At 64.3% G+C, this 13,983-nt stretch carries 10 protein-coding genes and 1 pseudogene; 4 read left to right on the plus strand and 7 right to left on the minus strand.

What is annotated here, in order from left to right:
- Positions 1 to 160 precede the first annotated feature (160 nt).
- A complete protein-coding gene (locus GR303_RS09475) occupies positions 161 to 2,410 on the minus strand; it encodes an EAL domain-containing protein (RefSeq protein WP_161722175.1) in 2,250 nt (749 codons plus the stop codon).
- Between the two features lie 416 nt (positions 2,411 to 2,826).
- Positions 2,827 to 3,117, minus strand: coding sequence for a hypothetical protein (locus GR303_RS09480; protein WP_161722174.1), 291 nt, complete (start codon positions 3,115 to 3,117; stop codon positions 2,827 to 2,829).
- Between the two features lie 286 nt (positions 3,118 to 3,403).
- On the opposite strand from GR303_RS09480, the gene GR303_RS09485 reads away from it, so the two are divergent.
- Positions 3,404 to 4,201: a DUF1194 domain-containing protein gene (locus GR303_RS09485; protein ID WP_161722173.1), complete on the plus strand. Its 798-nt coding sequence runs from the start codon at positions 3,404 to 3,406 to the stop codon at positions 4,199 to 4,201.
- Between the two features lie 10 nt (positions 4,202 to 4,211).
- Here GR303_RS09485 and GR303_RS09490 read toward each other — a convergent pair whose 3' ends face one another.
- Positions 4,212 to 5,195: a Bug family tripartite tricarboxylate transporter substrate binding protein gene (locus GR303_RS09490; protein ID WP_246205375.1), complete on the minus strand. Its 984-nt coding sequence runs from the start codon at positions 5,193 to 5,195 to the stop codon at positions 4,212 to 4,214.
- A 197-nt stretch (positions 5,196 to 5,392) separates the two neighbouring features.
- On the opposite strand from GR303_RS09490, the gene GR303_RS09495 reads away from it, so the two are divergent.
- Positions 5,393 to 5,650 (plus strand): hypothetical protein, encoded by a 258-nt coding sequence (locus tag GR303_RS09495; RefSeq protein ID WP_161722171.1) that lies wholly within the window; start codon positions 5,393 to 5,395, stop codon positions 5,648 to 5,650.
- A 52-nt stretch (positions 5,651 to 5,702) separates the two neighbouring features.
- Here the strand turns inward: GR303_RS09495 and GR303_RS09500 are convergent, their stop codons facing one another.
- Both GR303_RS09500 and cphA read right to left on the minus strand, forming a co-directional pair.
- Positions 5,703 to 6,557 (minus strand): cyanophycinase, encoded by an 855-nt coding sequence (locus tag GR303_RS09500; protein WP_161722170.1) that lies wholly within the window; start codon positions 6,555 to 6,557, stop codon positions 5,703 to 5,705.
- Between the two features lie 81 nt (positions 6,558 to 6,638).
- On the minus strand, positions 6,639 to 9,401 hold the full coding sequence (gene cphA, locus GR303_RS09505; protein ID WP_161722169.1) for a cyanophycin synthetase: 2,763 nt from the start codon (positions 9,399 to 9,401) through the stop codon (positions 6,639 to 6,641).
- Positions 9,402 to 9,971: 570 nt separating this feature from the next.
- Between cphA and GR303_RS09510 the strand changes: the two genes are divergently transcribed.
- Positions 9,972 to 11,603 (plus strand): alpha-D-glucose phosphate-specific phosphoglucomutase, encoded by a 1,632-nt coding sequence (locus GR303_RS09510; RefSeq protein WP_161722168.1) that lies wholly within the window; start codon positions 9,972 to 9,974, stop codon positions 11,601 to 11,603.
- A gap of 10 nt (positions 11,604 to 11,613) precedes the next feature.
- Here GR303_RS09510 and GR303_RS09515 read toward each other — a convergent pair.
- A pseudogene (locus tag GR303_RS09515) lies at positions 11,614 to 12,027 on the minus strand (VOC family protein).
- 358 nt (positions 12,028 to 12,385) lie between these two features.
- On the opposite strand from GR303_RS09515, the gene GR303_RS09520 reads away from it, so the two are divergent.
- Positions 12,386 to 12,766, plus strand: a complete 381-nt coding sequence (locus GR303_RS09520) for a hypothetical protein (RefSeq protein WP_161722167.1) — start codon at positions 12,386 to 12,388, stop codon at positions 12,764 to 12,766.
- Here the strand turns inward: GR303_RS09520 and GR303_RS09525 are convergent.
- Positions 12,763 to 13,830 (minus strand): LacI family DNA-binding transcriptional regulator, encoded by a 1,068-nt coding sequence (locus tag GR303_RS09525; protein WP_161722166.1) that lies wholly within the window; start codon positions 13,828 to 13,830, stop codon positions 12,763 to 12,765. The two genes, GR303_RS09520 and GR303_RS09525, sit on opposite strands and share 4 nt — an antisense overlap.
- Positions 13,831 to 13,983 lie beyond the last annotated feature (153 nt).

The following is a 13,983-nucleotide window of genomic DNA, read 5'->3' on the forward strand; positions in this document are numbered from 1 at the left end:
CATGTCCAGGAATGTGATCCAAAATTGGATCGAGCGTGGCGATAACAACTGCAGAAAGGTTTAGTTCCTCTGGGGAACGTGCCCCGGAAGGGGTAACTCTCCCTCTCCGAAGCTTCACAATACTGTCGTTAAGGCGCTTACTCCTGTTCCGATACAACAGCTACGCCTCGACAGGTGCGCCGAGTGGCACCATTGACCGTGCAGGCTTGGCTCCGGCCGTTTCCGTGATCGGCAACTGAGACAGCATCTGCGTCAGCTTCTCTGCCGAGACGGCCTTCGAGAACAGGAAACCCTGCATCTCGTTGCAGCCTGCGGTATGGAGAAAATTCTTCTGGGTATCCGTTTCCACACCCTCCGCCGTCACCGTCAGGGACATGGCCCGCCCAAGCGCCACGATCGCGTGGACGACGGCAGCGGCCTTGCTGCCCTGGCCCAGGCTCTGGGTGAACGAACGGTCGATCTTGATCTTGTCGACCTCGAACCGGTGAAGGTATCCCAGGCTCGAATATCCCGTGCCGAAGTCGTCCAGCGCGATGCGGAATCCCGCATGCCGCAATCTGCGGAGGGCCGCGATGGTTCCGCTGTTCTCATCCAGCAGCACGCTCTCCGTGACCTCGAGTTCGACCCTGCGCGGATCGCAGCCGGTCTCCTGGACGATGGCGACGACCCGGTCGACGAAGCTGGCAACCCTGAACTGCACAGGCGAGAGATTGACGGACACGTAGAGATCGGGCCAACGACGGGATGCGGAGCAAGCCTGCCGCAGCACCCACTCGCCGAACGGGACGATGAGGCCCGTCTGCTCCGCGACGGGAATGAACTGGCTCGGTGGAATATGACCATGGGTAGGGTGCTGCCAACGGGCCAGGGCCTCGACGCCGACGACGGCGCCAGCCGATCCGATCTGAGGCTGATAAACGACCTCAAGTCCCTCACCCGTTGCAAGCGCATGGCGAAGGTCCTCCTCGATCATGCGATGCACGGCGATGGTTTCGTCCATCTCCGGCGTAAAGCAGCAATAGCAGTTACGACCGCCGGCCTTGGCCCGGTAGAGTGCAATGTCGGCCTTCCGGAGCAGATCGATGCGCTCCACGCCGTCCTCGGGCGAGAGGACGAGCCCGATGCTGACGCCGACGAAGACCTGGCTGCCCAGAACATCGTAGGGTTCCTGCGCTGCGGCGATGATCCTTTCGCACAGGCGTTTCGCCTCCTCGGCTCCGGTGCGGACCTGGACGATGGCGAACTCGTCTCCGCCCAGTCGCGTGACGGTATCGTCGGCCCCGACGAGATCTGACAGGCGTGCGCCGAACTCGCGGATGAGGCTGTCGCCCGCATGATGCCCGAGCGTATCGTTGACGTGCTTGAACCGGTCGAGATCCAGCATCATCAGGGCAACCTGCTCGCCCCGCTGCACCCGCGCCAGAGCATGATTGAGCCGGTCTTCGAACAGGGTGCGGTTGGGCAGCCCGGTGAGCACATCGTGGAATGCCAGATGATGCGCCTGCGCCTCGCTTGCCTTCAGTTCGAGAACCGTTCTCTCGAGAGCGGAGGTGGAGTGCTTCAACCGCCGCACGAGCATGCCGAGCAGGGCGAGAATGGCCATGGCGGCCAGGCTCATGGCGGGGCCGACCGAACTCAGGACCCGATCGCCGGGCAGTTCGGGCTTCCAGATGAAATAACCGATGAGATCGCCGATATCAGAGCGGAACGGGACCGAGACTTCATTCGAAGCCGGGTTGTCGACGAGGGAAAAGCGAAGCCCGTCGATCAGGTTTCGCTCCGACAGCTGCTTGATGAAGCTGCCGTCCAGGTAGCGGATGCTCACCAGCAGGAACTCGCGTCCGGACTTGTAGGACACGTCGTCCGATTCCGGCACGATCTTCATGATGCTCACCGCCGCCGGGCTCCCGAGGAGCTCCAGCAGGTGCGCGTCGTGAACGGCCTTCCCGGTGGTCAGGTAGGCGGCATTGGCACGCTCCGCGACATGCTCCCGATGCGGCGAGTCGGGCATCCCGCGGATTCCAGCAATGAGATCGGCGATCTTTCCCTTGATGCGGTCGAACTCCCGAACGGATACACGTGCGGCATCGATCGTTGCATCGATGGGCTCGTCATGGCCGTTCAGGATATAGACCTCGTCCTGGCCGAACGTCTTGCTGAGCCAGATGCCGAGATTGGCGTCGAACCATTTGAGGTCGAACTGATCCTTGTTCAGCTCCTCGACCGCATCATCCCAGACGGCGACCATTTCCTGCTGCTGGGCGAGTTCCTGAACGATGGCCTGAATGCTGCGATGCGTCGTGCGCAACTGGCGCTCGGCGGAAACGTCGTTGCTCTTCTGCACAGCCCATAGGATCGAGACCGACGCCAGGCAAAGGATCGCCATCGCCACCAGCAGGACAGGCAGCACGACTCCACGGAAAAACGGCTGTCCTGGACGTCCAGCGGAAGGAAAAGACTTCAACACGTCGGCACCGCAGCACTTCCTGATGTCGGTCTCGCAAGGAGCCGAATCGACGAAAGTTCGAATGGGGAGACTTGGGGAGTTCAGACCTGCCGGATTCCCACCGGCCTGGCAGAGCGGCATCATGCCTTTGAGCTGCATAAGAAAACGGCGAGCAGCTCAACCTGCCACAGATATCGTGCTGATGGGACAGGATTGGCCAATCGCCCGCCAAAAGCAACCGATGGGCGGTGCCCCGTGCATGCTTTGGCGGTTCAGAGTTAAAAATTCCTTGAGTTCAACGCGGGAAGCGTCATGCGGGGCCGCCGGCTGCATCGGACATGCCGGCAAAAAACGCCTGGATGAATTCACGCGGCGTCCGCTTATTCGGGCTCCGCGTGCTCCTCGAGGGCCTTGATGAGCTCGAGGCACTTCTCGGCAACGGTCGCCGGCACTCTCGGGTCCCCGTGGTGATGGCGCATCGCCACGGCGCTGGCCTGCTCGAAGAGGTCGGTCAGGTTGCCCGAGATGAACGGCCGCGAGCTCGGGAACTCGAAGCCCGCCGGAGCCGGGCGTGACTTCTTGCTGGAGGCAGGCCTGGGCTCGAAAAGGGACAGCACCTCGCACCGGTCGGCAATCTTCTTGAGATCCTTGAAGGCGATGATCTCGGCCATCGGCAACTCCTACGCAACAATCGGCCCGCTTTATACCGTTCCGGGGCGGCGGTCATGGGCTATAAGATAAAAATGTGAAGCTGCCGACCAACGTTCCAGGCTCTGGCTGCAGCCGCAATCCTCACCCCCAACTCTTTCGAGGTAGAGCCGGCCCGCAGGGGCCGAAAGGACTAATTCACAGCACGCTCACGCTAAATTGAGGTCCCTTCCGGCGGATATGGGGTCCTCCGGCCTTGCCGGCCTCCCGATTCCTGTCAGCTTTGCCCTTGGTGGAAGGGAGACAGCTATGAACCGAGGGCTTCTTGGCATCGCCGCAGCATGGATGGCCCTGGGGGCATGGCTCTTCCCTCACGATGCCAGGGCAGAGACGGAGGTCGATGTCGCCCTCGTCCTGGCCGTGGACGTCTCGCGCTCCATGGATCCGGAGGAGCAGGAGCTCCAGCGCGAAGGTTTCATGGAGGCGTTCCGCTCGCCCCAGGTGCACGACGCCATTCGCAACGGCATGATCGGCCGGATCATCGTCACCTATGTGGAATGGTCCGGCGTGGAGTATCAGCAGATCATCGTTCCCTGGACCATCATCGACGGCCTCGAGAGCGCGATGAGGTTTGCAGACGGCCTGAGCAGCACCCCCATCGGCCGCGTCCGGCGCACCTCCATTTCCGGAGCCATCGATTTCGGGGTGAAGCTTCTGGAGCAGACGGGCGTTCAGGCCATGCGACGGGTTATCGATATTTCCGGCGACGGGCCCAACAGCAGCGGGCGCAGCGTCATGGCGGCCCGCGACGAGGCCGTTGCCAAGGGGATCACCATCAACGGGCTGCCGATCATGCTCAAGCGGCCGAGCGGCTTCGGCGACATGGAGCATCTCGATCTCTACTACAGGGATTGCGTCATCGGGGGCGAAGGGGCCTTCACCATTCCCGTGCGGGAGCGCCAGCATTTCGCCAACGCCATCCGCACCAAGATCATTCGCGAGATTGCGGCCCTGCCGACCGATTCGCTGATCCAGATGGCGCAGGCCACCTCGCCCGCGAGCTGCCCCGAAGGCGACAGGGGCCCCTACCGGTGGGATCGGAACTGACTCGGCCGCATCACTCCAGGGTGATCCCGGCCGTTCGGATGACCTTCTCCCACTTTGAGCCCTCCTCCCGCATGTAGGCTGCCATCTCCGCAGGAGAGCTCTGGAGCACGTCGACGCCGGCCCCCGTCAGCTTGTCGCGGATCTCCTGCTGAGCAACGACGCTCCTGTAGCTGTCGTTCAGCTTGGAGACGATCTCCGCAGGCGTTCCCGCCGGCGCGACGAAACCCTGCCAGGCCCAGGCCTCGAAGCCCGGATAGTCTGCCGCGACCGTGGGCACGCCCGGGAGACCCGAAAACTCCTTCGGCGAGGCTACCGCTATGGCGCGGATGGGGCCGGAGAGCTGGGAGCGCGCAGTGGCGAAGTCGATGAACATCATGTCCACCTGCCCGGCCACGAGGTCCTGCACGGCGGGAGCCGCGCCGCGATAGGGTACATGGGTGAGCTTGACGCCGGCTCCCTGGGAAAGCAGCTCCGTCGCCAGGTGGAACGGGCTGCCGAGGCCCGGCGTCGCATAGTTGATCTTGCCGGGGTTCCTTTTGGCCTCGGCCACGAGTTCCCGAACGGAGTTCACCGGCAGCTTGTTCGCGTTGACGAGCAGCACGAGGGCGAAGCGGCCCGTCAGCGAGACGGGGCTGAAGTCCTTGTAGGGGTCGAAGGCGAGCTTCGTGTAGAGGGTACGGTTCGTCGCGAAGGTCGCGGTGTCGCCCAGAAGAAGCGTGTACCCGTCGGGCTCCGCCCGCGCCACGGCCTCGGCGCCGATATTGGTGCCCGCGCCCGGACGATTCTCGATGACGAATTGCTGACCCAGCTGCTGCCCCATGGCGGCGAAGACGAGGCGGGCGAAGAAGTCGGTTCCTCCACCGGCCGCGTAGGGGACGATCACGCGGACCGGCCTGCTCGGGTAAGGGGACTGGGCGAGGGCCCGCCACGGCGACGAAGCCGCGGCGGACAAGACGGCCAATCCTGTGAGAAGGCTGCGACGGGTCTGTTTCATGGCGTTCTCCCGCATAGGCTCCGTTGGTTCCGGTCTCGGGTGGCACATAGAGGAGGCTCATGCGAGGGCCAGAGCGGGACCCGGCAGAACGGTCGCTCCTTCAGCGATCCGGGATTATTTATCGCCACGCCTGAACATGCGGGCAGCCCCTGCATTCCCCCTGCGAGGGCTTAGCCCTCCGAACAGGGAGACGATTCATGGGCGTGAAGAAGGAAGAGGACGATCTGGTCGATGCCGGCTCGGAATACTCCTTCCCGGCGAGCGATCCGCCATCGTACATGGGCGGTTCGGCCGTTGCGGGTCCCCCACCGCAGAAGGAGCCGGCGCGCGAGCCCGTCACCCAGGCCGTGAGCGACCCTGACGAGGTGAAGCCGGCATGCGACCCGCCCCAGGGCACCGATCCAGCGCAGTCCGGCGAATCGCCCAAGAAGCATTCCGGCGGCAACAATCCTTAAGCAGCGAGCCGGTCCCTCTTAGCGGCCGGCTCGCTCCCGCCACGCAGGCCCGTCAGGTCGAAACCTGCACCTCGATGCGATGGCTCTTCTGGACATCAGGCACTTCGGCGGGGCGGCGCTTGGCCAAATCGAAGGCATCGCCGGAACTCAGCACGTGCATGCGGATGTCGTACATGGACAAGGAGCGCTCCGGCTCGGCCTCGGCGATGTTGGAATGGGTGACGCCCGCTCCATCGACCACATAGACGCAGCCGCTGCCGATGACCTCGAAGCGCTCGTCCTCCAGAACCAGCGCGGTATCCTCGTCGATGCCGATTCCAAGCTCGCGCGGGTTGTGGGCCACAGCTCCGAACAGGCGCCCGAACCGCCCTCGCTCGGCGAAATGCTGATCGATGATCACGTTGCGCACGAGGCCAAGCCCCGGCGCCATGTGCAGATCTCCGATTTTGTAGGATTCCCCGCTCGTTCCTTTCACCAGCATCGTTTCGCTCATCACGGACGCGCCGGCAGAGGTGCCGGCGAGCAGCCCGCCCCGGTCATGGATCTCGCGCACCCGCTGCTCGATGGGGGTGTCGCCGATCTGGCTCGAGATCCGCAGTTGATCACCGCCTGAAAAGAACACGCCGGCAGCTCCCTCGAAGAGGCTTAGCTTGTCCGGATTGAGGGTCTCGGACCGGTCTTTGACGTAGATCTCGACGAGATCCGTCACGCCAAGGTCGGCGAAGGCCCTCTGATAGGCTTCGAAATAGCCCTCGGGCTCGTGGGAGGCGACGGTCGCAATGACGAGCCTGCCGCCGTTCAGATGCCTGGCGACCTCTTGCAGGATGACGCGCTCGCCCTCCTTGTCCTCGCCACCGCCGATGATGATCAGGGGACCTTTCGACTTCTTCCTCGTGCGTTCCTGCATGTCCGAACGGGTCTCCATTGCAGCAGCGACCAGCCCTGGAGGACGGAGGGGGCAGGTCACTGCAAAGCTTCACGAAACGGGTCAGGCGCTCCTGCGCCAGACACCGGGCGTCTCTTCCCGGTCGATCTCCACATCCAGGGATGTGGAAGGAGCTGCCCGGAAGTCGAGCACCTGCTGCCACATGGCTTCCACATCGGTGGGCGTGAGCACGACGAGATCGCCCGGCCGCGCCTTGCGCAAGCACAGATCGGCAGCCTCGTCCTCCTCCAGGATGCGGCAGATCCGTTCCTCTGGATAACCCGTCGCCAGCGCGCCCTCGGCCAGCAGGCCGACGATCTCGCCGGGCCTGCGCCCGCGGCGGGCGGGATCCTCCCGGAAGATGATCTCGTCGAAATAGCGCGTCGCAAGCGCCCCCATCTCCCGCATGTCCTCGTCGCGCCGGTCGCCGGGGATGTTGATCATCCCGATGACGCGGCGGTGGCGCGGGCGCATCTTCAGGATCAGATCGCCTAAGGCCTTCAAGCCCGCCGGATTGTGGGCGTAGTCGAGGATGACCCGGAAGCCATGACCGTCGAAGACGTTGAGCCTGCCTGGGCTCTGCTCGAAGGAGGTGGTGAAGGTGGACAGGGCGTTGCGGATGACGTTGGCCGGCACACCTTGCGCATAGGCCATGGCGACGGCGCCCAGGGCATTCTGCACGTTGAACTCGGCCAGACCGTCGAGGGTTGCCGGGATCTCGGCGGCCCGCATCAGGTGGATGCTGTCGCCGTCGTCGTGAATCACGATCTCGCCGCCGTCGATAGCCCCCGGCTCGCGGACCACGGCAAAGCCGCCGTCCTCGATGTGCTCGCGCAGGAAGTCAGGCATGTCGGCTCCGCCGCGAAGCGAGAAGTAGCCGAGCCTGCCGCCGGCGCGGCGGCGCATGCCGACGCACATGGGATCGTCCGCATTGAGGATGCTCGTTCCATAGCGGTGCACCGCCTCGACCACGACCGACTTGACCCAGGCGAGATCCTCGATGGTGTCGATGCCCTTCAGCCCGAGATGATCCGGCTGGATGTTGGTGACGAGACCAATGTCGCATTCCATAAACCCCAAGCCCTCCCGCAGGATGCCGCCGCGGGCGGTCTCGAGCACGGCCACATCCACAGTCGGCTCCTTGAGCACCACACGTGCGCTCCACGGACCGGAGGCATCCGCATCCACCACCCGCCGGCCATTCATGTAGATGCCCGTCGTGGAGGCCAGGCCGACGCACAGGCCCTGGGCCCGCAGGATATGGCCCACCATGCGGGAGGTGGTGGATTTGCCGTTTGTCCCAGTGATCGCAAGGATCGGGATTCGCGTCGGCGCGCCGCGCGGGAACAGCATGTCCATGACAGGCCGCGCCACGTTGCGGGCACGCCCTTCCGAAGGCTGGAGGTGCATGCGGAACCCGGGGGCGGCGTTGACCTCGATGATACCGCCACCGGTCTCGTGAACCGAGCGCGAGATGTCCGGCGCGATGAAGTCGATCCCGGCGACGTCCAGGCCGATGGCGCGGGCGGCGCGGCGGGCGATCAATGCGTTATCGGGGTGAACGTCGTCCGTGCGGTCGATCGCCGTACCGCCGGTCGAGAGGTTTGCCGTGTCGCACAGATAGACGACCTGACCGAGTGCGGGAACGCTCTCCGGGCTCAGGCCCGACTTGGCCAGCACCGCCCGGGCATGGTCCCCGATGGAGATACGGGTCATCACGCTCTCATGGCCCTCGCCGCGACGCGGATCCTTGTTCACCTCCTCGACGAGGGCTGCGATGCTGCGCTCACCGTCACCCACCACATGGGCCGGCACGCGCTCGGCCACGGCCACCACCTCTCCGTTCACCACGAGGATGCGGTGGTCACGGCCCTTGAAGTAGTTTTCGACGATGACACGCCGGCTGTGCTGGCTCGCCTCGGCAAAGGCGTGAGCGACCTCGTCGGCGTTGGAAAGATCGATGCTGACGCCGCGTCCATGATTGCCGTCGAGGGGTTTGATCACAACGGGATAGCCGATCCTCTCGGCTGCACGCACGGCGTCCTCGACGTTGCGCACGACATCGCCCCGCGGAACCGGCAGGCCCGCATCGGCAAGAAGCTTCTTCGTGAGATCCTTGTCGCTGGCTGCATCGGTGGCGATCGACGACGTCAAGCTCGTGATGCTGGCACGAATGCGCTTCTGATAGCGTCCGGTGCCCAGTTGCACGAGGCTCTGGTCGTCGAGGCGCAGGACAGGGATGCCGCGCCGCTCGGCCTCATGCACGAGCGACTGCGTCGTCGGCCCCAGCGCGGTGCGGCGGTGCACGTATCGGAGCGCCTTGAGCGCTGAATCGAGATCGAAGGGACTCCGGAACGCAGGCTCGTCCTCATCCCTGTAGATGCGATCAAGCCCTTTGATGCCCTGCAGGTCGAGCGGCAGCAGGGAATCGACGAGCTGGAGCGCCAGGCGCCCGGCGACCAGGCCGACATCCGCATCACGGTATGCATACATCACGTTGTAGACGCCGTGCTCTCCCTTTACGGATCGGGTCTTGCCGCGGGTGCCCCGGGAGCCGATCAGCGTCTGAAGTTCCAGGGCAACGTGCTCGGCCACATGGCCGAGCCAGGTGCCCTCCTCCAGGCGTCGCACGAAGCCGCCCCTCTCGTGGAAGCTGCAGCCATGCTCGTGCAGGCCCGGCAGGAGGGCCAGAAGGCGCTCGGTGAACCCCGGCAGGCGATTGGACGGCCATTCCTCCAAGGCGCCAAGATCAAGCTTGATCCTGACCATGGGGGTGAGGCTGTAGAGGTGAGGCCCGCGATAGACGCCGCGTTCGATCACGCGCATGGGGCCTGCTGCCGGTTGCGTTGCAGATCCAGTGGCAGCTGTGAGGTCGTTCTTCTGATCCGGGCTAGGGTTGAAGGCTGTTCCAAAACCTGCCTGCATTTGGCGATCGTCGCCCATTCTGGGGAACTCCTGACAGCAGCAGACAGGGCAGTTCCGTCACTCTGAGGATCGTTTCGGTCCACGCCGCTGCTGATGATCAAATTGATGAAAGAGCGTGCAGAATGCACTCAAGTGCAGACCAATTCCCGCGCAGCGATCTTTGTTCCAGTTGAAGAGACCAACCGGGCAATAAATTACATGCTTAACATATGTTAAGAACAGTCGATACTTCAGAATCACTCGAAAGCTTTTAACACGCGAAGCAAAAACGTCATGTCCTAGGACGGGATACGCTGGGCATACTGCTCATTCCGCGTCTGAAGATAGCTTACAAGGAGCGGCAGAGGAGAAACCAAGGTCCTTCATCATAGCTTCATCTCGGCAGTGGCATCTGCCTCGAACAACCCTAGAATGGTCGCGGGTCGCCTCCGCGACCCGCCCAGAGCCAATGCAAGGAAGTGATCAGCACCGATGGTGACCACCCGCATTCCGACGACCCCGTTTTCCGACCAGCGTCCCGGCACATCCGGCCTTCGCAAGAAGGTCAGCGTCTTCCAGCAGCCGCGTTATGTGGAGAACTTCATCCAGTCGATCTTCGACAATGTGAAGGGTGCTGAAGGGGCCACTTTGGTGATCGGCGGAGATGGACGCTTCTTCAACGACTCGGTGGTTCAAACCGCGATCAAGATGGCGGCGGCCAACGGCTTCGGCCGCGTTCTCGTCGGGCAGAGGGGCCTTCTTTCCACTCCGGCAGCCTCCTGCGTGATCCGCAAGCACAAGGCCATCGGCGGGCTCGTTCTCTCCGCCAGCCACAACCCGGGCGGGCCGGATGGCGACTTCGGCATCAAGTTCAACATGTCCCATGGCGGGCCGGCGCCGGAATCCTTCACCGAATCCGTGTTCAAGCGGGCAAGCGCCATCACCGAATACAAGATCGTGGAGGGGCCCGATCTCGATCTGAACCGCATCGGCCCAGCGAGGGCTGGCAACATGGTTGTCGAAGTCATCGATCCGGTGGCCGATTATGCGGAGCTGATGGAGCAGTTGATCGACTTCGAGAAGATCGCCGACCTGTTCCGTTCGGGCTTCCGCATGCGCTTCGACGCGCTCAGCGCCATCACAGGTCCCTATGCGAAGGCCATCCTCGAGGGTCGTCTCGGCGCGCCGGAAGGCACGGTGGTGAACGGCGAGCCCAAGCCCGATTTCGGCGGCCACCATCCCGATCCGAACCCGGTTCATGCCCACGACCTCATGGAGCTGATGCTCGGCCCCGACGCGCCCGATTTCGGCGCAGCCTCCGACGGCGACGGCGACCGGAACATGATCGTGGCCCGAGGGCTCTTCGTGACGCCGAGCGACAGCCTTGCCATCCTCGCGAGCCATGCGCATCTGGCCCCCGGCTATGCCAAGGGTCTGGCCGGCGTGGCACGCTCCATGCCGACGAGCCGCGCCGCAGACCGCGTGGCCCGAAAGCTCGGCATCAACTTCTTCGAAACGCCTACGGGCTGGAAGTTCTTCGCCAACCTCCTCGATGCAGGCCTCATCACCCTCTGCGGCGAGGAAAGCGCCGGCACCGGCTCGAACCATATCCGGGAGAAGGACGGCCTCTGGGCCGTGCTGCTGTGGCTCAACATCCTCGCCGTCACCAGAAAGCCGGCGGACCAGATCGTGCGCGAGCATTGGGCTGCCTTCGGTCGCGACTACTACACGCGTCACGATTACGAGGACCTCGAGACGGCCCCCGCCAACGACCTGATGAACGCCCTGCGGGAGAAGCTGCCCACCCTGCCCGGCCGGCGCTTCGGCGGCCTCACCGTGCAATCCTGCGACGACTTCGCCTATCACGATCCGGTCGATGGATCCGTTACGCCGAAGCAGGGCATCCGCATCCACTTCGCGGAGGATGCCCGCGCCGTGTTCCGCCTGTCGGGCACCGGCACCTCCGGCGCCACCTTGCGCGTCTATCTGGAACGCTTCGAGCCGAGCATCGACCGGCACGACCTGCCGACGGCGGAGGTTCTCGCACCCGTCGTGCAGGCGGCGAACGAGATCGCCGAGATCGAGGCCCGCACGGGTCGCAGCGCGCCGAGCGTGGTGACCTGATCGACGGTTTCTAATACGTCTCCCAGAGCCCGGGCGTCGCCAGTTCCAGCAGGTGGCCGTCCGGGTCTCTGAAGTAAAGGCTCGTTCCCCCGCGGGGCCGGGTGGTCCTGCCCTCGATGGCGATGCCGCTCTCCTGAAGCCGCCGCTCCCAGGCGGGCAGGTCATCGGCCGAGATGGCAAAGCCCACGTGCAGCGGCCCCTGGCCGTCATGTCCGGGAATTGCGCCTCCAGGCGTAGTCATTGCCTCGGCCGACCCGCCGCGCAGGAACAGCAGGAGCACGTTCCTGCCACCCACATCGAAGGCGCACATGCGCTAGTTGCCGAAGAGAGGCCTCAGGCCGAGGCTGCTCTCGTAGAAGGAGCGGGCGCGGAGGAGATCGTCCACATAGAGCGCGGTCTCAATCACGGCATTCAGCTTTGGCATCATGAGCCGACCTTGTCCCTGGCGGCTCCACTTTGTGCCCACCGCGCCGCGTCTGTCCAGGATATCCGAAGGCCGGCCGGGGAGCGCCGAAAAATTGGGCAACGATGCTGACCTTTTGACCTTGAAACCCGTCCCTGCCCCGCTTAATTATTGCACTGCAACACGGCGATTGGCGTCGCAGCGTTGCTGCCCTTCTTGGGCGTTTCCTCCCTAAACTTCGGGCCGTCGGCAACGACGGCCTTTTTTCTTGCCTGCACGGGAGTTTTCCATGCCATCGCGCACCGGATCAGGCTGAGAGCCAGCTCAGGAACCTCGTGCGGCGCGAACGGTTCTCCCCGCAGAGCCCGGGAGAGTTTCCATGTCCACCCGTTCAGACGATCCGAATCACGCCGACATTCCGCGCACGCACACCATCAAGCCGATGGATGAGCCGCCCATGACCAAAGGCTCGACCACGGCGCAGCTGAAAGGCGACATCAACAGCGGGCGCACCGGGGACAAGAACGAGGTGTTCGATCCGGGATTGTCCCCGCTGGGAACCGACGAGGAGGCGGGCGGATCGCCCCTGAAGCCCGAGCAGGTCGACCTGGCACGGCGCCAGGAAAGCACCGACCGCTGGCAGAACGGCAACGACAAGGACAGCTACGCCCACCAGCATTCCCGCAAGGCCCTCTACGGCTACGTCGGCTTCATCGGTCTCGTGCTGGTGCTGTTCGTCGGCGCCTTCTCGATGTTCTAGTTCGTCCGAGGCGGCGCGACGCTGGCCCGGACCACGAGCTCCGTCTCCAGCCGGATCCGTTTGGGTGTCGGGCGGCCCTGGAGCAGATCGATCAGAGCCGCCGCTGCCGCCTGCCCCAGCTCGCGCCGGGGCTGATGGATCGTTGTCAGCGCCGGCTCGGCCACGGCTGCGAACTCGATATCGTCGAACCCGGCGACGGATACATCCTCAGGCACCCTGAGTCCGGCCGAGAGAAGCGTCCGCATCAAGCCGATCGCCATCTCGTCGCTGGTGCAGAAAACGGCCGTGGGACGTACGGCACGAGCCACCAGGTTCTGCCCGGCGGCCATTCCCGACTCGATGGTGAAGTCGCCCGGGATCACGAGCTCCGGATCGAACGGCAGGCCGATCTTCTCCAGACCGTCCTTGAACCCCTGGAAGCGCTCGCGCTCCAGGATGTTGCCGGCAGGGCCGCTCACATAGGCGATGCGGCGGTGCCCCTGGGCGGCAAGGTGCTGCACCATGTGGGCCGCCGCCGCACGGTTGTCGATCTCGATCTGGGGAATGTCGGCCCCGGGAATCGCCTCGCAGAGGGCGACCAGGGGAATCCCGATCCGGGCCGCAGACCCTTCCCCGTCCCGGCTCTGCCCGATGAGGTGGCCGTTCAGCAGAATGGCTCCGTCCACGCGGCCGGCGGCGGTGAAGGCGGCGAAATGCGCCTCCTTCTCCGGCGATCCGTCGAGGTCGCTGATGATCATGCCGTAGCCGGCCTCGAACAGGGTTTCCTCGATCCCGCGCAGGATCTTCGAGAAGAAGGTGTTGGCCAGATCCGGCAGCACGACCAGAACCATGTAGGTCTTCTGCGAGCGCAGGGTGCGGGCGGCGGGATTCGGCACGTAGCCGGTCTTGGCGATGGCCTCCATGACCCGGGCTCTCGCCTCCGCCGAGACCCGCTCCGGGGTGGCGAGGACGCGGCTCACCGTGGCGGTGGAGACCTCGGCCAGCCTGGCGACATCCTGGATCCGTGCGACGCGAACCGGAGGTGTGTCCGGATCCCGTCTTTCTGCCTGTCCCGCCTCGTCCATCGGTCACCCCTGCCCTAGTTCTGTTTGACAGATGCCGTTCTTTCGGTAAAGTTGTATGTAATCGATTACATCAAGCGTCTGCGGAGGGGCTCGGCCTCTCTCGCCCGCAAAAGTCCCGCAAGAGGACGAATCGACAAGCAGGAGGAAGCCGAT

The sequence above is a fragment of the Microvirga arsenatis genome (assembly GCF_009910705.1).
Taxonomy (GTDB): Bacteria; Pseudomonadota; Alphaproteobacteria; order Rhizobiales; family Beijerinckiaceae; genus Microvirga; species Microvirga arsenatis.